The organism is Nocardioides sp. NPDC057767 (genome assembly GCF_042798275.1).
Taxonomy (GTDB): Bacteria; Actinomycetota; Actinomycetes; order Propionibacteriales; family Nocardioidaceae; genus Nocardioides.
On record NZ_JBHVKJ010000031.1, the window covers coordinates 1 to 20,022 of the forward strand.

Here is a 20,022-nt window from a genome sequence, read left to right on the forward strand (position 1 = left end):
CCTGTACACCGTGCCGTGCGCGGTCCGTCCACGACTCGGTGTCGGGCTCGTCGACCAACGGGGCCGACGAGAGCGACGCTTCGGCCGACGAGAGCGACGCTTCGGCCGACGTACGTGACGTCTCGGTCGACGGGCCTGACGCTTCGGCCGACGTACGTGACGCCTCGGCACGGAGGGCGCTGTGGGGGTCGGCGGTGGTCGGCGGGCTGAGCTGGGCGTCGGGGGTGGCGCTGACGGCGCTGGCGGGGTGGCTGATCATCAAGGCCTCCTACCACCCGGTGATCATGACGCTGGTGGCGGCGATGGTGGGGGTGCGTACGTTCGGGATCGCGCGGCCGGTGCTGCGCTACCTGGAGCGGTTGTGGTCCCACGACAGTGCCCTGCGGCTGCTCGCCAGGCGGCGGGTGGAGATCTACGACGCGCTGGTGCCGCTCGTGCCCGGCGCACTTCCGGGTCGCCGCGGAGACGTGCTGGCGAGCGTCGTGGACGACGTCGACGCGGTGCTCGACGAGGAGCTGCGGGTGCGACTTCCGATCCGGGAGTACGCGGTGGTGGCGCTGCTCGCGGTCCTCGCGACCGCGCTCATCGACCCGGGCGCCGCAGCCTTCACCGCGGCCTCGGTGGTGGCGGCGGGCGTCGCCTTCGGGATCGCGTACGCAGGAGCAGCACGCGCCGAGAACATCTCGGTCACGGTGCGGGCCAGAGTGTCCGAGCAGGTGGTCGAGGCGACCCAGACGGCGACCGAGCGCCGGATGTGGCAGGCGGGCGAGCCGGTGCTGGACACGCTCGACGACCTGGCCCGGACCGCCACCCGCGCGACCACGACCGCAGCGGCCGCTGCCTCCGTGGCCAAGGCGCTCGTGCTGCTCACCGCCGGTGCCGCCGTCGCCGCGACCGCCGCCTTCACCACCGTCGGCGACGGCCCGATGCTCGCGCTCCTCACCCTGGTCCCGCTGGCACTGGCCGAGCCGGCCGCGACCCTCGCGGACGCCGGTGCCGCCAGGGCCCGCACCCGGGCCGCCCAGCGGCGCCTCGACGACCTCACCACCCGCCGCCCGGCTGTCACCGTCCCGGAAAACCCTCAGCAGCCCACTGATGACACCACCATCACCCTCACAGGAGTCACCGCCCGACCCGGCGGCCCGACGACCGACCAGAGCGTCGACCTCCCCGACCTGCACGTCGAGCCCGGCGCGAGGATCGGCATCGTCGGACCCTCCGGCTCCGGCAAGAGCACTCTCGCCGCGCTGCTGCTGCGCTTCCTCGACCCGGACACCGGCACGATCACGCTCGGCGGCCGCCCGGCGAGCGAACTCGACCCCGGGGACGTACGGAAGATCGTCGGGCTCGTCGACGACGATCCGCACGTCTTCTCCTCCAACCTCGTCGAGAACGTCCGTCTGGCGCGGCCCGAAGCCACCGACGAGGAGGTCGAGCACGCGCTCCGGCGCGCCCATCTCGGTGACTGGCTCGATGCTCTCCCCGACGGGATGCACACCAGGCTCGGCGACGGTGCGGCCCAGGTCTCCGGCGGAGAGCGGGCGAGGCTCGCGGTGGCGAGGTCGCTGCTGGCCGGGCACAAGGTCCTGGTTCTGGATGAACCTTTGGCTCATCTGGACACCTCGACCGCCGCGTCGCTGGCGCGCGAGGTGCTCGCGCGGGAGGATGGCTCGACAGCTGACACAGAGCCCGGCGGAGAACACGGCGGAGAGCCTGGTCCGCATGGCGGCACGAAAACCGTACTGTGGATGACTCACACATCGACCGGACTGGGGTTGACCGATACCGTGGTCTCCCTTCAACGAATGGGGGAAGTGAGACGGTGTTGACCGAGACAAGGACGATCCGGGTCTACCTGCTCGACGACCACGAGGTCGTGCGTCAGGGGTTGACGACGCTGCTCGACAGTCATGACGACATCGCTGTCGTCGGCCAGGGCGGCACCACCGCCCAGGCGCGCGAGGACATCGACCGTCTCCAGCCGGACGTGTGCGTGCTCGACGCCCGCCTTCCCGACGGTTCGGGGATCGAGGTCTGCCGCGAGGTCCGGGCGGCCTACCCGGACATGCTCGCGCTCATCCTGACCTCCTATGACGACGACGAGGCGCTCTTCTCGGCGATCATGGCCGGCGCCAAGGGTTATGTCCTCAAGGACATCCGCGGCAACGACCTGGTCGAGGCGATCCGCACCGTCTCCGGTGGCGGCTCGCTGCTCGACCCGCTGATGACCGCGAAGGTCATGGAGAAGATGCGCAACCCCGACGGCGACTCGCCGCAGATGCAGGCGCTCACGCCTCAGGAGAAGCGCCTGCTCGCGCTCATCGGCGAGGGCCTGACCAACCGTGAGATCGCCGGCCGGATGTTCCTGGCCGAGAAGACGGTCAAGAACTACGTCTCCAGCATCCTCGCCAAGCTCGGCGTGCAGCGGCGCACCCAGGCGGCGCTGATGGCCAAGGAGCTCCTCCACCCCCGCAAGGGAAGCTGAAGTCAGACCCCAGCGGTGATCGGCACCTGCCAGACGAGCTCGGTGCCGCTGGGGGAGCGCGGGCCGATCTCGAGCTGACCGCCGAGTTGGACCGCGCGGCATCGGGCGTTCTTCAGCCCGCTCTCCTCGGCCTCCTCCGGGACGCCGCTGCCGTCGTCGCGTACGACCAGCCTGATCTCGTCGTCCTGGAGGGTGAGCTCGATCTGGGCGCTGTGGGCCTGGGCGTGCCGGGCGAGGTTGGAGACCGCCTCCCGCAGGACCGGCAGCAGGTGGTTGCGGACCGCATCGGGCACCGCGGTGTCGACCGGCCCGGTGATCTTGATCTCCGGAGTGAAGTCCATGACGCCTGCGTACTCCCGGACCACCTCGCGCACCTGCGCCCGCAGCGAGGAGGCGTCGTGGTTGCTGAGGTCGAAGATGGAGCCGCGTACGTCCTTGATGGTCTGGTCCAGCGAGTCGACCTGCTCCGAGAGCCGCTTGGGCAGGTCCTCGACCCGCTCCGGGTTGCGGCCGAGCGTCTCGAGCTGGAGCCCGATAGCGAAGAGACGCTGGATGACCACGTCGTGCAGATCGCGGGCGATCCGGTCGCGGTCGGTGATGACGGCGAGATCGGCCCGGTCCTCGACGGCGCGGAGACGGTCGAGGGCGAGAGCGGCCTGGCCGGCGAAGCCGAAGAAGAGCTCGCGCTCGTGCTCGTCGTGGGCGGCGCGGGCCTTGTCGTAGATGGCCAGCAACGCACCGCGGCCGGCGAGCGAGGAGCGCACCGGAGCGACGACGACGTAGAGCCCGTCGACCTCGAGGTCCAGCGGCTCGACGATGCGGCGGTCGATCAGGAGCGGAACCTTCTCGGTCACCGCACGGACCCGCTCCTCCTGCCCCGGCACCGCCGCGACCCCGGAGACGAGACCGTGCTCGATGCGGGTGCCGGCGCCGACGCCGATCGCGCGCATGAGCGGCAGCGCGGTCTCGCACATCCGCTCGAGGGCGACGGTGTGGTCCAGCGGCGGGGTCAGGGCACGGCTGAGCTCGGCGCTCGCCTCGAGCCACTTGCGGCGCTGCTCGCTGAGCTCGAGCTCGCGTACCTTGTCGATCTGGGCGCCCGCGGCACGGGCCAGGGCGACGACGAGCTGCTCGTCGTGACTGGTGAAGTCGGCGCCGCCGACCTTCTCGGACAGGAGCAGGTGGCCGAAGTCGTGGTCCTTGATCCGCAGCGGCACCTCGATGAACCTGCGCTTGCCGGGATCGCCCGTACGCAGCGCGTGGCTGCCGCCCTCGGCAGCGCGAGAACCGACCAGGAGCAGCGGTTCGGGAGCGGTGATCCCCCGGGGCCGGGTCGTCGACGCCGGCTCGTCGTCATCATCCGCTCCATCATCGGCATAGGCGTCGGCATACGCATCGGCGTCGGCATCGAGCCGCGCACGACGGCCGCGGCTCTTGCCCACGACCTGCAGTGTCGGCTCCTGCTGGTGGCCGTAGGTGATCAGGTCCTGCAGGTTGCCGTCGAGGTCGAGCACGCCGAGCGCGCCGTAGCCGGCTCCGGTCAGCTCGCAGGCGGAGCGGGTGATCCGCTCGAGCATGGCACTCAGGTCGAGCTCGCTCGACATCGCGATGACCGCGTCCAGGAGCGAGCGCGCCGATGGCTCGAGACCGGTCAGGTCCTCGGTCGCGTCGGTGGTCACTTGTCAGAGTCTGTCGTGTCGGACCCGGTTGCGTCCACATAACGGCAACAGTTTCTCCACTGTCTGCCTCAAACTCACGCGAATGTGTGCGTTTGGATCATTCATCCGCTACTTCGCCGTCGACATAGAGCCACCGTCCGGCACGCACCTCGAACCGGCTGCGCTCGGCGAGCACGCCGTCGCCCGACGGAGCCCGGTAGGACGCCCGGAACGCCACCCAGCCGTGGGTGTCGTCATCGAGTCCCGAGCCCTCGATCTCCAGGCCCGTCCACCTCAGCTGCTGGTCATCTCCGGCCACGCCCAGGTCGTCCGGGCGGCTCCGCGGATGCCACGTCCGGAAGATGTAGTCCCAGTCCCCGAGGGCGTACGCCGCATAGCGGCTGCGCATCAGCTCCTCCGGTGTCTGGGCCAGGGCGTCCCCACGGTGCAGCCGGCGGCAGCACTGCTCATAGCGGCGCCCGCTGCCGCACGGGCAGTCCTGGGGCAGGGGTGATCCGGTGGTCGTGCGGCCGAACGGAGACATGGGCCCAGTGTGTATCAGACGGGTCTCTTTTCCTTCCTAGAGCAAGAAGGTCACGCACTATTGTTAAGGCCAGGCTCAACTCAGGAAGGCGGGGATACGTCGGTGACGGATGTGAGCATCTGTCTTCTCGGGCCGCTGCGTGTCACCCGCGCAGGGGAGCCCATCGAGGTCCCGGGGCGACGTCCGCGCACCCTGCTGGCGTTGCTCGCCATGGAGGCCGGCACTCCCGTCTCCGCCGATGTTCTCGCCGACCGGATCTGGGGCGAGGAGCTCCCCGACAACCCGCGCGGCAGCCTGCACACCTACATCGGGCGGCTGCGTCGCGTGCTCGGCAAGGAGGTCGTACGCCGCGCCGCCGGTGGCTACATCCTCGATCTGCCCCGCTCCTCGGTGGACGCGCTCGCCTTCATCGACCTGCTCGACGCGGCGCAGGGTCCGGAGGCCTATGCGCGGCTCGAGGAGGCCATCGAGCTGTGGCGCGCCGAGCCGTTCGAGGAGTCGGCCGGCGGGTCGCTGGCCGAACGCACCCGGCCGTGGCTGGTCGACCGCTACCTCGCCGCGCTGGAGCGGCGCGCCGAGCTCGACATCGCCGCCGCCCGGGCGACCAAGGCGGTCGCCGACGTGCGCCGCGTGGTCGGCGACCACCCGCTGCGGGAGTCCCTGTGGGTGGTGATGCTGGACGCGCTGGGTGCCGCGGGACGTACGGCCGAGGCGCTGGAGGCCTACGAGGAGGTCCGCTCCCGGCTGGCCGACGAGCTCGGCACCGACCCCGGTGCGGAGCTGCGCGCGACGTTCACCCGGCTGCTGGTCGGCTCCTCGCCGGCTGCCCCCGAGGCGGAGGCCGCGCCGGGGCAGGCGACGGTGCCCGCGCAGCGGATCTCCGAGGAGGACCTGATCCCGAGGCAGCTCCCGGCCGACATCCCCAGCTTCTCCGGGCGCGAGGCCGAGCTGCGGCTGCTGGACGCGGTCACCATCTCCCACGACGCCGGCTGGCCGAGCGTGGTCGCCGTGCACGGCATCGGGGCGGTGGGCAAGACCGCGTTCGCGGTGCACTGGGCGCGCACCCGGACCGAGCACTTCCCCGACGGCCAGCTCTTCATCGACCTGCGCGGCTTCGGGCCGGGCGAGCCGCTCTCGCACGCCCAGGCGCTCACGACCCTGCTGATCGGGCTCGGCGTCGACGTCGCCTCGGTGCCGGCCGAGGTGGACGCGGCATCCGCCCTGCTGCGTACGACCCTCGCGCAGCGGCGCATGCTCCTCGTGCTCGACAACGCTCGCGACTCCGCGCACGTGCGGCCGCTGCTGCCGGGTGGTGACTCGCTGGTGCTGGTGACCAGCCGGAGCCAGCTGCGCGGCCTGGCCACCCGGGAGGGGGCCCGGCGGCTCGCGCTGGACACGCTCGCCCCGGAGGAGTCGGTGGCCTTCCTCCGGCAGCGGCTGATCGACCGGCCTGCGGACGAGGAGGACGTACGCGCCCTCGCGGAGCGGTGCGGACACCTGCCGCTCGCGCTCGCCGTCGCGGCCGAGCGGTGCAGTCGCTACCCGGATCTGCCGCTGACCGACCTGCTGGCCGAGCTCGACGGCGAGACCAGCCGGCTGGCCGCGCTCGAGGCGCCGCTCGATCCCATCTCCGACCTGCGCGCGGTCTTCTCCTGGTCCTACGACTCCCTCGACGAGGAGTCGCGGCGCTCCTTCCGGCTCCTCGGCCTCCGTCCGGGCCACGAGATCGGGATGCCCGCGATGGCGGCGCTCTTCGGCGTCGACATCGCCGCGGCCCGGCGTCTGGTCGACAAGCTGGTCGACGCCAACCTGGTCCGGGAGCACCGGCCGGGGCGCTTCGTGCTCCACGACCTGATCCGCGACTACGCCCTGGAGATGGGCTCCGAGGAGGAGTCCGGAGAGGCGCTGCTGCGGCTGGTGAGCTGGTACACCCACTCCCTGGTCGCGGCCTCCGAGGCCGGCGGCCGGTCCTTCCGGCTGATGAGCCTCGACCCCGTGGTCGCCGGGGTCACGCCGCTGAGCTTCGCCACCGCGCAGCAGGCCCGCGCCTGGGGCGACCGGGAGTGGCTGACCATGGGCAGTGCCGTACGCCTGGCTGTGCGCGCCGGACTGCTGGGCCCGGCCTATCAGCTGGTCAACAAGATGTTCACCCTCTCGATGCGGCACCCACCCGCCGAGACGCTGCCGCTCCAGGAGCTCTGCCTCGACGCCGCCCTGCGCGCGGGCGAGCATGTCGACGCGGCCTACATCCGCAACCAGGCCGGGATCAGCCGTGCGCGGGCAGGCGACCTGACCCGGGCGATCTCGGAGTTCCGGGGCGCGGCCGAGGTGTTCCGCGAGGCGGGGACCGCGGCCGGCCTGGAGATGTCGCTGTCGAACTGCGGCCAGGCACTCAGCATGATCGGCTCCCTCGACGAGGCCGTCGCCGTCCTGGAGGAGGCCTACGCCGTCGCGGACGCCGCCGGGATGGACGACCGTGCCCGAGCGAGCCTGATCGGGCTGGCCGAGGTCTATGTCCGGATGGAGCGCTACGAGGACGCCGTGCGGCTGGTCGAGGAGGAGATCGGTTACGCGTCCGTCGACGTCGACTCCACCGCCTCGCCGAGGATGACGCTGATCGATGCCCTCATCGGACTGGGCCACCACGCGGAGGCCGAGACCCACCTGCGCATCGAGCTCGCCCATCACCTCGAGGAGCGCAACCGGTGGGCCGAGGCCAACGTCCTCGTACGCCGCGCCCTGATCGAGCGCGAGACCGACCGCGTCGCCCAGGCCCGGGTGACGCTGCACGAGGTCCTCACGATCCTGGACGAGGTCGGAGAGCTCGACCGCACCGCGCTGACCCGGGAACGGGTCGAGGAGCTCCTCGCCGGCGTCGGATCCGCGGTATCCGCGGGTCGGGACGTCGACGCGACGGCCACCCCGGGGTTGGGCGGCGGCGTAGCGTTGCGTCCGTGACTGCCGCACCCACGATCAGCACCCTCGGCCAGCTTCGCGCGAGTGGCCATGTGTTCAAGTCGCTCCGCGAGGAGATCCGCGACAACCTGCTGGCCAAGCTGGCAGCCGGAGAGGACCCCTGGCCCGGGCTGCACGGGCTCGAGGACACCGTCATCCCCCAGCTCGAGCGTGCCCTGATCGCCGGCCACGACGTCGTCCTGCTGGGCGAGCGCGGCCAGGGCAAGACCAGGCTGCTGCGTACGTTGGTGGGGTTGCTCGACGAGTGGACCCCGGTCATCGACGGCTCCGAGCTCGGCGAGCATCCCTATGAGCCGGTCTCGGTGGGTTCCCTGCGGGCGGCTGCGGAGCAGGGTGACGCGCTGCCGGTCGCGTGGAAGCACCGCTCCGAGCGCTACTCGGAGAAGCTGGCCACGCCCGACACCTCGGTCGCTGACCTGATCGGTGACGTCGACCCGATGAAGGTCGCCGAGGGGCGCTCACTGGGTGACCCGGAGACGATCCACTTCGGGCTGATCCCGCGCTCCCACCGCGGCATCGTCGCGATCAACGAGCTGCCCGATCTGGCCGAGCGGATCCAGGTGGCGATGCTCAATGTGATGGAGGAGCGCGACATCCAGATCCGCGGCTACGTGCTGCGGCTGCCGTTGGATCTCCTCGTGGTGGCCTCCGCCAACCCGGAGGACTACACCAACCGCGGTCGGATCATCACCCCGCTCAAGGACCGCTTCGGCGCCGAGATCCGCACCCACTACCCGCGCGAGCTCGCCGCGGAGATGGCGGTCATCCGGCAGGAGGCCGCCCTGGTCGCCGACGTGCCGGACCACCTTCTCGAGATCCTCGCCGTCTTCACCCGGCACCTGCGCGCATCCTCTGCGGTCGACCAGCGTTCCGGGGTCTCGGCGCGCTTCTCGATCGCCGGCGCCGAGACCGTCGCCGCGGCAGCGCTGCACCGGGCCACCGTGGCCGGGGAGCCCGATGCGGTCGCTCGTCTCGTCGACATCGAGACCGCCGTGGAGGTGCTCTCCGGCAAGATCGAGTTCGAGTCGGGCGAGGAGGGCCGCGAGGCCGACATCCTCACCCATCTGTTGCGTACTGCCGTCGCCGAGACCGTCCGCAAGTCCTTCCGCGGCCTCGACTTCGCGCTGCTCATCGACGCCATCGAGGACGGCCGCATGGTCACCACCGGCACCAAGGTCTCCGCCCGCGCGTTCCTGGAGGGCCTCCCGGTCCTGGGCGAGTCGGACCTCTACGACCAGATCGGCGACCGCGTCTACGAGGCCACCGGCGGCCCCCAGAACGACGGCCAGCTGGCCAGCGCCATCGAGCTGGCCCTGGAGGGTCTCTTCCTGGCCAGAAAGATCGGCAAGGACACCGAGGGCGGCGAGACGATCTATGGCTGATTCGGCGGGCGGCAGGCCATGAGCCGCTACAAGAAGTACGCCGGGGGCGACCCGCTCGCCCCGCCGGTCGACATCGCCGAGGCGCTGGACGCCATCGGCGAGGACGTGATGTCCGGCTACTCGCCCGAGCGCGCGATGCGGGAGTTCCTGCGGCGCGGGGGACAGGATCAGCGCGGCCTCGACGACCTCGCCCGGCAGGTCGCCGAGAGGCGCCGGGAGCTGCTGCAGCGCCACAACCTCGACGGCACGCTCGAGCAGGTGCGCGAACTGCTGGACAAGGCCGTCCTGGAGGAGCGCAAGCAGCTGGCCCGCGACGTCACCATGGACGACGGCGACCGGGCGTTCCGGGAGATGCAGATCGACAACCTCTCGCCGAACACCGCCGCCGCGGTGAGCGAGCTCTCCTCCTACGACTGGACCTCACGTGAGGCCCGCGAGGCCTACGAGGAGATCAAGGACCTGCTCGGCCGCGAGATCCTCGACCAGCGGTTCGCCGGGATGAAGCAGGCGCTCGAGGGGGCCACCGACGAGGACCGCGAGGCGATCGCGGAGATGCTGCGAGACCTCAACCAGCTGCTCGACAAGCACAACCGCGGCGAGGACACCGACGCGGACTTCGACGAGTTCATGGCCAAGCACGGGCAGTACTTCCCGGAGAACCCGCAGAACATCGACGAGCTCCTCGACACCCTCGCGCAGCGCTCCGCGGCCGCCCAGCGGATGCTCAACTCGATGTCGGCAGAGCAGCGACGCGAGCTGATGGAGCTCTCGGCGCAGGCGTTCGGCTCGCCCGCGCTGATGGAGCAGATGGCGCAGCTCGACGCCAACCTGCAGGCGGCGCGGCCGGGCGAGGACTGGTACGGCTCCGAGGAGTTCGGCGGCGGTGAGGGACTCGGCCTCGGCGACGGCACCGGCGTGCTGCAGGACATCGCCGAGCTCGACCAGCTCTCCGAGCAGCTCCAGCAGTCCTACGCCGGCAGCAGGCTCGACGACATCGACCTCGACGCCCTCTCCCGGCAGCTCGGCGACCAGGCCGCGGTCGACGCGCGCACGCTGCAGGAGCTCGAGCAGGCGCTGCGCGACTCCGGCCAGCTCGAGCGCGGCTCCGACGGCGACCTCAGGCTGACCCCGAAGGCGATGCGCCAGCTCGGCAAGGCCCTGCTGCGCGACGTCGCGCAGCGGCTCTCCGGCCGCCATGGCGAACGCGACCTGCAGCGCGCGGGTGCGGCGGGCGATCTGTCCGGCTCCTCGCGGCCGTGGGCCTTCGGCGACACGGAACCATGGGACGTACCTCGCACGATCACGAACGCCGTCATCCGTGAGGTCGGAGAGGGCCGCCGTGGCCCTGGAGTCCGGCTGAGTGTCGACGACATCGAGGTGCAGGAGACCGAGGCACGTACGCAGGCAGCGGTCGCCCTCCTGGTCGACACCAGCTTCTCGATGGCGATGGACGGCCGTTGGGTGCCGATGAAGCGCACCGCGCTGGCCCTGCACACCCTGATCAGGAGCCGTTTCCGCAACGACGACCTGCAGCTGATCTCGTTCGGGCGCTATGCCCAGACGATGGAGATCGAGAAACTGACCGCGCTCGACGCGATCTGGGACAAGGGCACCAACCTGCACCACGCGCTGCTGCTGGCCAACCGGCACTTCCGCAAGCACCCCGGTGCCCAGCCGGTGCTCCTGATCGTGACCGACGGCGAGCCCACCGCCCACCTGGAGCCCGGCGGCGATGTCTGGTTCTCCTACCCGCCGCACCCGGTGACGATCGCGCGGTCCGTCGAGGAGCTGGAGAACTCCCGTCGCCTCGGCGCCCAGACCACCTTCTTCCGCCTCGGCGAGGATCCCGGCCTGGCCCGTTTCATCGACTCCATGGCCCGCCGCGTCGAGGGGCGCGTCGTCGCGCCCGAGCTGGACGACCTCGGCGCCGCCGTTGTCGGGTCGTATCTCGGGGACAGGACGGCGCGGCGTACGTCGAACAGCTACGGCGGCTACCCGGATGCCTTCGGCGACCGCGGCTGGTGGGCCGGCTGAAACCGAGTTGACTCGGTGAGCATCGAGCCGCGTAGCCTGCGCTCGTGACCGAGGAGACGCTGAACGTACTTGCCCTCCTCGCTCTCGCGGCGCTGGCTGCCGGCTACGTGGACGCGGTGGTCGGGGGCGGTGGCCTGATCCAGCTGCCGGCGCTGTTGCTGTTCCTGCCCGGCGCGGCCCCGGTGCAGATCCTGGCGACGAACAAGCTGGCCTCGGTATTCGGCACGTCGGTCAGCGCCGCGACCTACTACCGGCGTGTCGGCCCTGATCCGAAGACCTTCGTGCCCCTGATGATCCTTGCGTTCATCGGCTCGGCCATGGGCGCGGGAGTCGCCTCGTACCTTCCGGAGGAGGTCTTCGAGCCGATCGTCCTGGCGGCCCTCGTCCTGGTCGGCGCGTGGGTGGTCTTCAAGCCGCAGCTCGGCGCGGCGACCAAGCTGAAATTCCAAGACCACCGGCACGTGATCGGAGCGATGGTCGTCGGGTTCGCGGTCGGGTTCTACGACGGTGCGCTCGGCCCCGGGACCGGAAGCTTCCTGGTGATCGGCCTCGTCGGCCTGCTCGGCTACTCGTTCCTGGAGGCGAGCGCGAAGGCGAAGATGGCCAACGTGGCCACCAACCTCGCCGCCCTCGCCGTCTTCATCCCGCAGGGCGCGGTCATGTGGAAGATCGGCCTGATGATGGGCGTGTGCAACCTGATCGGCGGCTACCTCGGGGCGCGGACCGCGGTGGCGAAGGGTGCCGGGTTCGTACGCGTCTTCTTCATCGTCGTGGTCGCCGGGTTCATCATCCGCATCGGCGGCAGCGTCCTGGGGATCTGGTGAGCCCGTGCACTACCTGACGATCGGTCGCGACGGCGCCGCCGAGATCGAGGAGAAGCGGTCACGGTTCCTGTGCACGCTTGTCCGGGGCGAGAGCGAGGGCCAGGCCCGGGAGGTGGTCGAGCGGCTGCGCAAACAGCACTGGGACGCGCGGCACACCTGCTCGACCTTCAGGATCGGCCCGCCACCGCAGCCCGTCGAGCGCTCCAACGACGACGGTGAGCCGGCCGGCACTGCGGGCGCCCCGATGCTCGAGGTGCTCCGTGGCGCCGGGGTGTCCGACACGGTCGCCGTGGTGACCCGCTGGTTCGGCGGGACGCTGCTCGGTGCGGGCGGTCTTGTCCGGGCCTACTCCGACGCCGTCCGCGCCGCGCTGGACGAGGTCGGGACGCTGCGGCGAGAGCTCGTTCGGGAGTATTCGATCGAGGTCCCGTACGACGCCGCCGGCCGCCTCGAGACCGACCTCCGATCCTCCGGTGTGGCGGTCCTCGACACCGCCTACGGGGCCGCGGTGATCCTGCGGATCGGGGCTCCTCCTGCCGAGGAGAAACGCCTCCAGGCACTGGTCGCAGAGCTCACCGCAGGTGCGTCTGTGCTGGTCCCGGCCGCGGACCAGTGGGTCGACCTTCCCTGACGTTTGGGAGAATGGCCGGGTGAGCGACCATAGCGAGACGCCCGTGGAACTCCCTACCGGATGGACGACGAAGGTCCCCGACCTCGACGATCTACCCGCACTTCTGAGGCTCCGAGCAGCCGACAAGACACCCTTCGAGGGGTCCGGAAAGGTCGACGCCGACGCCATCACCGGCGAGATCGCCGGCCCCGCCTCCTGGACCCGCCAGCAGCTCGTCGCGATCGACCCCGAGGGGGACATCCGCGCCTGGGCCATCGCCCATGACCGCGCTGCCGGACGCACCCTCGTCTACCTCTACGTCGACCGCACCATCGCCCTGGCCGCCGAGGTCGCGGCCGGGCTCTACGCCTGGCTCGAGGACCAGGCCCGGTCGATGGCCGAGCTGCGTGGCATCACCGAGTCCCACCTCGATGCCAGCCCGTTCGCCGACGACACCGTGCAGCGCGAGTGGCTGGCGGCGGCGGAGTTCACCAACAAGCGCACCTGGCTGCACATGAGCCGGCCGGTGCTGCCCGACGAGACCGTGCCTCCGCTCCGTGAGGGCGTGACGATCCGGCCGGTCGAGACCCACGAGAACGGCATGCCCGTCGCAGCCGATCTGCAGACCGTCCATCAGACCCTGGAGGAGTCCTTCCAGGACCACTTCAACTCCTATCGGGAGAGCTTTCCCGAGTTCGTACAGCGCCTCCGCGAGGACCCCGGCCACCGCTGGGACCACTGGTGGCTCGCCTACGTCGACACGCCTGAGGGCGAGCTGCCCGCCGGCTCGCTGGTCGCCTCGGTGCTGCCCGCCAACGCGGCCGGGGTCGAGGGGACGTACGTCGAGTACATCGGTGTCAACCGCAACGCCCGCGGCCGCGGGGTGGCCAAGGGGCTGCTTCACGCCGTCATCGGCGACGCGATCGAGCGCGGCCGCGACCGGGTCTCGCTCGAGGTCGACGCCGACAGCCCGACCGGGGCCGACGGGCTCTACAAGTCGATGGGCTGGGTGACCGACTACGTCACCGAGTCGTGGCACAAGGACGTCACCGTCTGACGGTCCGACTGTCTGACGATCAGGCGCCGACGTCGGGGAGCTTGAGGTCCAGCGTCGGCGCCTCGGTGCCACCGTCGACCTCGAGCAGCTTCCCGGTCACGAACTGCCCGGCCCGCGAGGTGAGGTAGACCGCCGCGGCGGCGATGTCCTCGGCCTCGCCGATCCGTCCGAGCGGGGTCTTCGTCTCTATCTCGCCACGCATGGTCTCGTCGCCCGCCACGAACTCGAGCGCGCTGGTCAGGACCGACCCGACGAAGATCCCGTTCACCCGGATCCTCGGCGCCAGGTCGGTCGCGGCCAGCCTGGTCCAGTGCGCCAGCGCCGCCTTCGCGGTCCCGTAGGCCAGATAGCCGCGCCCGGCGGTCCGTCCCATCATCGAGCTGATCGACACCACCGACTGCTGCCCGTCCGGGCTCTTCACCATGTAGGGCACCGCCGCCCGTGTCAGCGCGTGCGCCGTGGTCACGTTGAAGTGGAAGGCCTCTTCCAGGTAGCTCTCGTCGGTGTCGAGGAACGTGTTCGGGATCGTCCCGCCGACGTTGTTGACCACGATGTCGAGTCGGCCGAACTCCTCGTACGCCCGCTCCGCCAGCCCCGCCGTCACAGCCGTGTCAGCAAGATCCGCCGGCACCACCAGCGCCCGCCGCCCCGCCGCCTCGATCTTCTCTGCGACCTCCCGGAGCTGCCGCTCCGTCCTTGAGGCGATCACCACGTCCGCCCCGGCCTCCGCCAGCGCCACCGCCGTAGCCGCCCCGATCCCGCGCCCCGCCCCCGTCACGACCGCCACGTGGTCGGTCAGTCTGAACCGTTCGAGAATGCTCATCTGTTTCCTCCATGTCGAGACGTCCGGCCGGTCGGCCGAGACGTCGCTTGCGCTGGCCGAGGCGTCACGTACGTCGGCCGAGGCGTCGCTCCGGTTGGGCGAGGCGTCGCTTGCGTCGGCCGAGATGGCGTACGTGACGTGTCGATCGACGTACGTGACGCTTCGGCCATCGCGAGTGACGTCTCGGCCAACGCGGCTGACGCCTCGCCCGACGTAGGTGACGTGTCGCCCGACGTAGGTGACGTGTCGCCCGACGTACGTGACGCCTCGGCCGACCGGAGTGACGTCTCGCTCATCGGCTGACGAGGCCGCGGCCGGTGATCAGGGGGAGGTCGAGAGGGGAGACCAGGCCGGGGGAGGCGGCGACGACGGCGGGGATGGCGTTGACCAGGCGCTGGGCGGTGACGATCATCCCGGAGACGTTGTGGTCGCCGTGCTCGCCGTGGTGGCTGAACTCGACGGTCATCGACGGCTCGCCGGTGATCTCGATGCGGTAGCAGCCGTCGCCGGTCGCCGGGACCGGCCAGTCGGGGTCGGACCCGGCGTCGGTGCGGGTGACGTGCTCGAGGGTGATGCGGGGGATCCCGTCGACGTTGCCGGTGACGGTGAAACGTACGGACCCCTGGGTACCCTCGGCGATGTCGACCGACACGGTCTTGGTGTCCTTGACGGCCGGGCGGCGCTCGACGTGCTCGACGAGCGGCTCGTCGAGGGTCACCCCGAGTCCTGCGGCGAGCACCCGGACGACGGGTCCCCAGGCGGTGCTCAGCACGCCCGGCTCCCAGAGGAACGGCTTGTCCTCCAGCGAGCCCCCGAACCCGAAGAGGTCCTTCATCACCACGGGCTGGAAGTACGTCGAGTAGTCCGCGATCTCCGACACTCGGAGGTGGTCGATCCGCTGCGACAGCGAGGTCATCGCGAGCGGCAGGACGTCGTTGGCGAAGCCGGGGTCGATGCCGTTGACGTGCAGCGACGCGCCGCCCTCGCGGCCGGCCTCGTCGATGCCGGCGATCATCTCGTCCGGCAGCGTCCCCTGCGGGTGGACCAGGATCACCGGCCCGGACGAGACGACGTTGACCCCGTCCCGGATCAGGCCGGTCAGGTCCTCGATCGCCTCGAAGACCCGGTCGTCGGTCATCGCGGCGTGGACGACACAGTCCGGCGCCAGCGCGAGCAGCTCGTCGCGCGACGTGGTCGCGGCCACCCCGAGCGTACGTCCCGACCCCGCCAGCTCTCCGGCATCGACCCCGGCCTTCGCCGGTGTCGAGGTCCAGACCCCGACCAGCTCCAGGTCGGGATGGGCATCCACTCCCGCGATGGCATGACGTCCCACCGTCCCGGTGGACCAGACGACGACTCTGAGAGGCTGAGGCATGAGCCAAATCTAGAACGCGTTTCAGTTTCGCGAAAGTGATTCGCCGAGGAAACTCTCCGTCGCTACGTTGGCGTCCATGACCGAGGCACTCTTCGAGGACACCCGTCATCCGACCGGCGCTCCCTACGTCGCGGACGAGTCCACGACCCTGCGTACGTTCCTCGACTTCCATCGGGCGACCCTGCTCAGGCAGGTCGCGGGTCTCGACCACGAGCAGCTCAACCGCCCGTTCCCGCCCACGACCATGACGCTGGCCGGACTCCTCAAGCACATGGCGTTCGTCGAGGACACCTGGTTCGGCGTACGCCTGGCCGGCAACGCCCCGGTCCCGCCGTTCGACACGGCTCCCTGGGACGACGACCAGGAGATCAGCCTGCGCTGGATCCTGGTCCACATGATCGAGGAGTACGCCCGACACTGCGGCCACGCCGACCTCATGCGCGAGGCCATCGACGGAAAGACAGACCTGTGATGCAGATCCGTGAAGCGACGGCCGACGACTGGCCGCACATCTACCCGTTCTGGTCCGACATCGTGGCGGCGGGGGAGACCTACGCCTACCCCGAAGGCCTCACCTCGGAGGAGGCCAGGGAGATGTGGATGTACGACCACGTCGTCGTCGCGGTCGAGGGCGAGCCCGGGGACGAGCGCATCCTGGGCAGCGCGAAGATGGGCCCCAACCGTCCGGGCCGCGGCAGCCACATCGGCACCGCCTCGTTCATGGTCTCCCCGGACGCCCGCGGCAAGGGCGTCGGCCGGGCCCTCGGCGACTACTGCGTGACCTGGCACAAGGACAACGGCTTCCACGGCATCCAGTTCAACGCGGTCGTGGAGACCAACACGACCGCCGTACGTCTGTGGAAGTCCCTCGGCTTCCAGATCATCGGGACCGTCCCGGACGCGTTCGACTCGACGTCGCACGGCCGGGTCGGCCTCCACGTGATGTATCTGCCGCTGACCTGACCTCAGGCGGTCGCGGGGAAGGCGATGCCCGTGTTGGCGTGGCAGCGGTAGCCGTTGGGAACGCGGTCCAGGTACTGCTGGTGCGCGGGCTCGGCGGCGTAGAAGGTCGGCACCTCGCGGATCTCGGTGGTGATCTCGCCATACCCACGACGAGCGATCTCGTCGCCGTAGATCTTGGTCAGCTCCTCGGCGGTCTCCCGCTGCGCGTCGGAGACGTAGTAGAGCGCCGAGCGGTACTGGGTACCGACGTCGTTGCCCTGCCGCATCCCCTGCGTCGGGTCGTGGACCTCGAAGAACTTCTTGACCAGGTCGGCGTAGGAGACCACGGTGGGGTCGAAGACCACACGCACCGCCTCGGTGTGGTTGGTCTGACCGCTGCAGACCTCCTCATAGGTCGGGTTGGCGGTCGTGCCGCCCTGATACCCGACAGCGGTCGAGTAGACCCCCGGCGTCTGCCAGAAGATCTCCTCGGCGCCCCAGAAGCAGCCGAGGCCGAAGTAGGCCACCTCCGACCCTTCCGGGGCGGTCCCGTCCGACGGGGAGGCGAGCAGGGGAGTGCCGAGGACCCGGTGCTTCGCAGGCAGCTCGAAGAGCGCCTGGTCGCGCCCGGCGAGCGTGCGGTCCTCGGGGAAGAGCTGAGTCGGTCGGCCGAACATACGGAACCTCCAGTGGTCGGAATCTCTACCAGTCTCCAACACAGTTCGATGCGCGAACGTTCCCGGATGGGCCGGGAGGCGATTCGGACGTAGGCTCGGTGTGTGAGCGAGCAGCAGCACCTCGGCAAGGCCGGTTTCGAGACCAAGGCGATCCATGCGGGCTACGAGCCCGACCCGACGACGGGTGCGGTGATCCCGCCGATCTACGCCACCACGACCTACAAGCAGGACGGCGTCGGAGGCCTGCGCAACGGCTACGAGTACAGCCGCTCCGCCAACCCGACCCGCACCGCGCTCGAGGGTGCGCTGGCGGCGGTCGAGGAGGGCGAGAAGGGGTTCGCCTTCGCCTCCGGCCTGGCTGCCGAGGACACCCTGATCCGCAGCCTGATGCGGCCCGGTGACCACATGGTCATCCCCGACGACGCCTACGGCGGCACCCACCGGCTGATCGACAAGGTCGAGAGCCAGTGGGGGATCGCGCACACGCCCGCGCAGGTCGCCGACGTCGACGCGGTCGCGGCCGCGATCCAGCCGGGCAAGACCAAGATCATCTGGGTCGAGACGCCGACCAACCCGCTGCTCAACATCGCCGACATCTCGGCCCTGGCCACCGTGGCCCACGAGGCCGGCGCCCGGCTGGTGGTCGACAACACCTTCGCCAGCCCCTACCTGCAGCAGCCGCTCACCCTGGGCGCCGACGTGGTGGTGCACTCCACGACCAAGTACGTCGGTGGCCACTCCGACGTCGTCGGCGGCGCCGTCGTCGTCCGCGACCTCGAGCTCGCCGACAAGATCGGCTACCTCCAGAACGCCGCCGGCGCCATCGCCGACCCGTTCGGCGCCTGGCTGACCCTGCGCGGCCTCAAGACCCTGGCCGTACGCATGGACCGTCATTGCGACAACGCCGAGCGTGTCGCCGACTTCCTGACCTCGCACCCGAAGGTCGGCGAGGTCATCTACCCGGGCCTGGAGACCCACCCCGGCCACACGGTCGCGCAGAAGCAGATGAAGCGCTTCGGCGGCATGGTCTCCTTCCGGGTGACCGGCGGTGAGGCCCAGGCGCTCGCAGTGTGCGAGCGCACCAAGATCTTCACGCTGGGCGAGTCGCTCGGCGGGGTCGAGAGCCTGATCGAGCACCCCGGACGGATGACCCACGCGTCGGTCGCCGGCACCGACCTCGAGGTGCCGGCCGACCTGGTGCGGATCTCCGTCGGGATCGAGTACGCCGAGGACCTCGTCGCCGATCTCGAGCAGGCCCTTGACCAGAGCTGACGCCCCACAGACCGCCGTCTGCGTCGACTTCGGCTCCACCTGGACCAAGGCCCTCCACGTCGACCTCGTCTCTGGCGAGGTCCTCGGCTCAGCGAGCGCGCCGACGTCCCTGCACGAGGTGATGGAGGCGTACGACGCCTGCCTGGCGACCCTCGCCGAGATCGATCCGCGGGCGACGACGGCCGAGATCCTCGCCTGCTCCTCGGCCGGCGGCGGTCTCCGGATCGCCGTGGTCGGCAACGAGGAGCTGGTGACCGCGGAGGCCGGCCGACGCGTGGCGCTGTCCAGCGGTGGCAAGGTCGTCGCGGTGATCGCAACCGCAGGTCGTGAAGCCGAGAGTGACCTAGGGGCCACTCTCAGCTTCACAACCCCTGACCTGGTGCTGCTCACCGGGGGCACCGACGGCGGCAACCGGGACGCCATCGTCGCCGCCGCGCGCGAGCTTGCCGGGGCTGGCTGGCGCGGGCCGGTGGTCGTGGCGGGCAACCGCGAGGCCAACCCCGAGATCGACGAGATCCTGGCCGACGTGCCCCATGTGACCTGCGAGAACGTGGTTCCCAAGATCGGCGTGCTCGCGCCCGAGAGCGCCCGCGCGGCGGTCCGGGAGATGTTCCTCGAGCACGTGATCGGCGGCAAGAACCTCAGCAGCCGGGCCGACTTCCGGCGGATCGTCCAGGGTGCGACCCCCGATGTGGTCCTCCAGGGAGTGGAGACGCTGGCCGAGGTGCTCGGCGAGGACGTGGTCGTCGTCGACGTCGGCGGCGCCACGACCGACGTGCACAGCGTGGTCCGCCCCGACCCCGAGGCCGAGCACGTCCGTGAGGAGGTCGTCGCGGTCACTCCGGTGACCCGAACGGTCGAGGGTGATCTGGGGATGCGCTGGTCGGCCCCGACCACCCTGGACGCCGCCGACCACGGCGACCCCTCGCTCGCCGAGTCCGATCTCTCCGGCGAGGTCGACCACCGGCGCAACCACCCCGGTTGGCTGCCGCGCACGGAGCAGGACAAGGACATCGACGAGCTCCTCGCGAGGATCGCGATCTGCACGGCCCTGCAGCGGCACGCCGGACGGTCCCGGGTCGTGCTGTCGCCGAGCGGCAAGGTCATCGAGCGCACCGGCACCGATCTGCGCCGGGTCGGCGTGGTGATCGGTTCCGGCGGCGTACTCCGGCACGGTCGTCAGCACATCGAGGACCGCGTGATGCGTTGGTCGGCCCGTGGCGGGTGGCAGCTACCCGAGGCGCCTCTGCGGACGGTGGACAGCGACTACGTGCTCGCCGCTGTGGGCCTGCTGGCGCGGGCCCACCCAGCCACCGCACGCCACCTTGCGACCCACCTCACACCCTCCCGGTAGCCTCTGTCA

General features: G+C 70.6%; 18 protein-coding genes. 13 read left to right on the plus strand and 5 right to left on the minus strand.

Going from position 1 to position 20,022, the window contains the following annotated elements; translation table 11 throughout:
• Positions 1 to 1,829 (plus strand): thiol reductant ABC exporter subunit CydC (cydC, locus tag ACFVDI_RS16840; protein WP_378906974.1); only part of this gene is annotated, 1,829 nt, incomplete at its 5' end.
• A complete protein-coding gene (locus tag ACFVDI_RS16845) occupies positions 1,823 to 2,485 on the plus strand; it encodes a response regulator (RefSeq protein WP_378906976.1) in 663 nt (220 codons plus the stop codon). The genes cydC and ACFVDI_RS16845, both read left to right, overlap by 7 nt.
• A 2-nt stretch (positions 2,486 to 2,487) precedes the next feature.
• On the opposite strand, the gene ACFVDI_RS16850 is transcribed toward ACFVDI_RS16845, so the two are convergent.
• Entirely contained in the window at positions 2,488 to 4,164 is a 1,677-nt protein-coding gene (locus tag ACFVDI_RS16850; RefSeq protein WP_378906978.1) for a sensor histidine kinase, read from the minus strand.
• Positions 4,165 to 4,261: 97 nt separating this feature from the next.
• Positions 4,262 to 4,687, minus strand: coding sequence for a YchJ family protein (locus ACFVDI_RS16855; protein WP_378906980.1), 426 nt, complete (start codon positions 4,685 to 4,687; stop codon positions 4,262 to 4,264).
• 102 nt (positions 4,688 to 4,789) lie between these two features.
• Between ACFVDI_RS16855 and ACFVDI_RS16860 the strand changes: the two genes are divergently transcribed.
• The 6 genes from ACFVDI_RS16860 to ACFVDI_RS16885 are packed head-to-tail and all read left to right on the plus strand — an operon-like array spanning position 4,790 to position 13,570.
• On the plus strand, positions 4,790 to 7,645 hold the full coding sequence (locus tag ACFVDI_RS16860; RefSeq protein WP_378906982.1) for a BTAD domain-containing putative transcriptional regulator: 2,856 nt from the start codon (positions 4,790 to 4,792) through the stop codon (positions 7,643 to 7,645).
• On the plus strand, positions 7,642 to 9,045 hold the full coding sequence (locus ACFVDI_RS16865) for a magnesium chelatase (protein ID WP_378906984.1): 1,404 nt from the start codon (positions 7,642 to 7,644) through the stop codon (positions 9,043 to 9,045). The genes ACFVDI_RS16860 and ACFVDI_RS16865 overlap by 4 nt, the downstream gene beginning before the upstream one ends.
• 18 nt (positions 9,046 to 9,063) lie before the next feature.
• Positions 9,064 to 11,079, plus strand: a complete 2,016-nt coding sequence (locus ACFVDI_RS16870; RefSeq protein ID WP_378906986.1) for a hypothetical protein — start codon at positions 9,064 to 9,066, stop codon at positions 11,077 to 11,079.
• A gap of 44 nt (positions 11,080 to 11,123) precedes the next feature.
• Complete coding sequence (locus tag ACFVDI_RS16875) at positions 11,124 to 11,903, plus strand: sulfite exporter TauE/SafE family protein (protein ID WP_378906988.1); 780 nt, start codon at positions 11,124 to 11,126, stop codon at positions 11,901 to 11,903.
• Positions 11,904 to 11,907: 4 nt separating this feature from the next.
• A complete protein-coding gene (locus ACFVDI_RS16880) occupies positions 11,908 to 12,534 on the plus strand; it encodes a YigZ family protein (protein ID WP_378906990.1) in 627 nt (208 codons plus the stop codon).
• A 43-nt stretch (positions 12,535 to 12,577) separates the two neighbouring features.
• Positions 12,578 to 13,570: a GNAT family N-acetyltransferase gene (locus tag ACFVDI_RS16885; protein ID WP_378906992.1), complete on the plus strand. Its 993-nt coding sequence runs from the start codon at positions 12,578 to 12,580 to the stop codon at positions 13,568 to 13,570.
• Positions 13,571 to 13,589: 19 nt separating this feature from the next.
• Here ACFVDI_RS16885 and ACFVDI_RS16890 read toward each other — a convergent pair whose 3' ends face one another.
• Positions 13,590 to 14,393, minus strand: coding sequence for an SDR family oxidoreductase (locus ACFVDI_RS16890; protein WP_378906994.1), 804 nt, complete (start codon positions 14,391 to 14,393; stop codon positions 13,590 to 13,592).
• A 138-nt stretch (positions 14,394 to 14,531) separates the two neighbouring features.
• Here ACFVDI_RS16890 and ACFVDI_RS16895 point away from each other — a divergent pair, with 138 nt between their 5' ends.
• Positions 14,532 to 14,696 carry a hypothetical protein gene (locus tag ACFVDI_RS16895; RefSeq protein WP_378906996.1) on the plus strand — a complete coding sequence of 55 codons (165 nt, stop codon included), beginning with the start codon at positions 14,532 to 14,534 and terminating at the stop codon, positions 14,694 to 14,696.
• Here the strand turns inward: ACFVDI_RS16895 and ACFVDI_RS16900 are convergent.
• Positions 14,686 to 15,768 carry a diacylglycerol kinase gene (locus tag ACFVDI_RS16900; protein ID WP_378906998.1) on the minus strand — a complete coding sequence of 361 codons (1,083 nt, stop codon included), beginning with the start codon at positions 15,766 to 15,768 and terminating at the stop codon, positions 14,686 to 14,688. The two genes, ACFVDI_RS16895 and ACFVDI_RS16900, sit on opposite strands and share 11 nt — an antisense overlap.
• A 76-nt stretch (positions 15,769 to 15,844) precedes the next feature.
• On the opposite strand from ACFVDI_RS16900, the gene ACFVDI_RS16905 reads away from it, so the two are divergent.
• Complete coding sequence (locus tag ACFVDI_RS16905; RefSeq protein ID WP_378907000.1) at positions 15,845 to 16,240, plus strand: DinB family protein; 396 nt, start codon at positions 15,845 to 15,847, stop codon at positions 16,238 to 16,240.
• Entirely contained in the window at positions 16,240 to 16,731 is a 492-nt protein-coding gene (locus tag ACFVDI_RS16910; RefSeq protein ID WP_378907002.1) for a GNAT family N-acetyltransferase, read from the plus strand. The genes ACFVDI_RS16905 and ACFVDI_RS16910 overlap by 1 nt, the downstream gene beginning before the upstream one ends.
• Positions 16,732 to 16,733: 2 nt before the next feature.
• Here ACFVDI_RS16910 and msrA read toward each other — a convergent pair whose 3' ends face one another.
• Positions 16,734 to 17,387: a peptide-methionine (S)-S-oxide reductase MsrA gene (msrA, locus tag ACFVDI_RS16915; RefSeq protein ID WP_350714327.1), complete on the minus strand. Its 654-nt coding sequence runs from the start codon at positions 17,385 to 17,387 to the stop codon at positions 16,734 to 16,736.
• A gap of 102 nt (positions 17,388 to 17,489) precedes the next feature.
• Between msrA and ACFVDI_RS16920 the strand changes: the two genes are divergently transcribed.
• Together ACFVDI_RS16920 and ACFVDI_RS16925 are read left to right on the plus strand one after the other, a co-directional pair.
• Complete coding sequence (locus ACFVDI_RS16920) at positions 17,490 to 18,659, plus strand: cystathionine gamma-synthase (RefSeq protein WP_378907005.1); 1,170 nt, start codon at positions 17,490 to 17,492, stop codon at positions 18,657 to 18,659.
• Complete coding sequence (locus ACFVDI_RS16925; RefSeq protein WP_378907007.1) at positions 18,646 to 20,013, plus strand: glutamate mutase L; 1,368 nt, start codon at positions 18,646 to 18,648, stop codon at positions 20,011 to 20,013. The genes ACFVDI_RS16920 and ACFVDI_RS16925 overlap by 14 nt, the downstream gene beginning before the upstream one ends.
• Positions 20,014 to 20,022: the final 9 nt, after the last annotated feature.

Coding starts and splice junctions, on each gene's coding strand:
- ACFVDI_RS16855 (WP_378906980.1), bottom strand. CDS start 4,687: ATGTCTCCGTTCGGCCGCACGACCACCGGATCACCCCTGCCCCAGGAC.
- ACFVDI_RS16900 (WP_378906998.1), bottom strand. CDS start 15,768: ATGCCTCAGCCTCTCAGAGTCGTCGTCTGGTCCACCGGGACGGTGGGA.
- ACFVDI_RS16905 (WP_378907000.1), top strand. CDS start 15,845: ATGACCGAGGCACTCTTCGAGGACACCCGTCATCCGACCGGCGCTCCC.
- ACFVDI_RS16910 (WP_378907002.1), top strand. CDS start 16,240: ATGCAGATCCGTGAAGCGACGGCCGACGACTGGCCGCACATCTACCCG.
- ACFVDI_RS16870 (WP_378906986.1), top strand. CDS start 9,064: ATGAGCCGCTACAAGAAGTACGCCGGGGGCGACCCGCTCGCCCCGCCG.
- ACFVDI_RS16890 (WP_378906994.1), bottom strand. CDS start 14,393: ATGAGCATTCTCGAACGGTTCAGACTGACCGACCACGTGGCGGTCGTG.
- msrA (WP_350714327.1), bottom strand. CDS start 17,387: ATGTTCGGCCGACCGACTCAGCTCTTCCCCGAGGACCGCACGCTCGCC.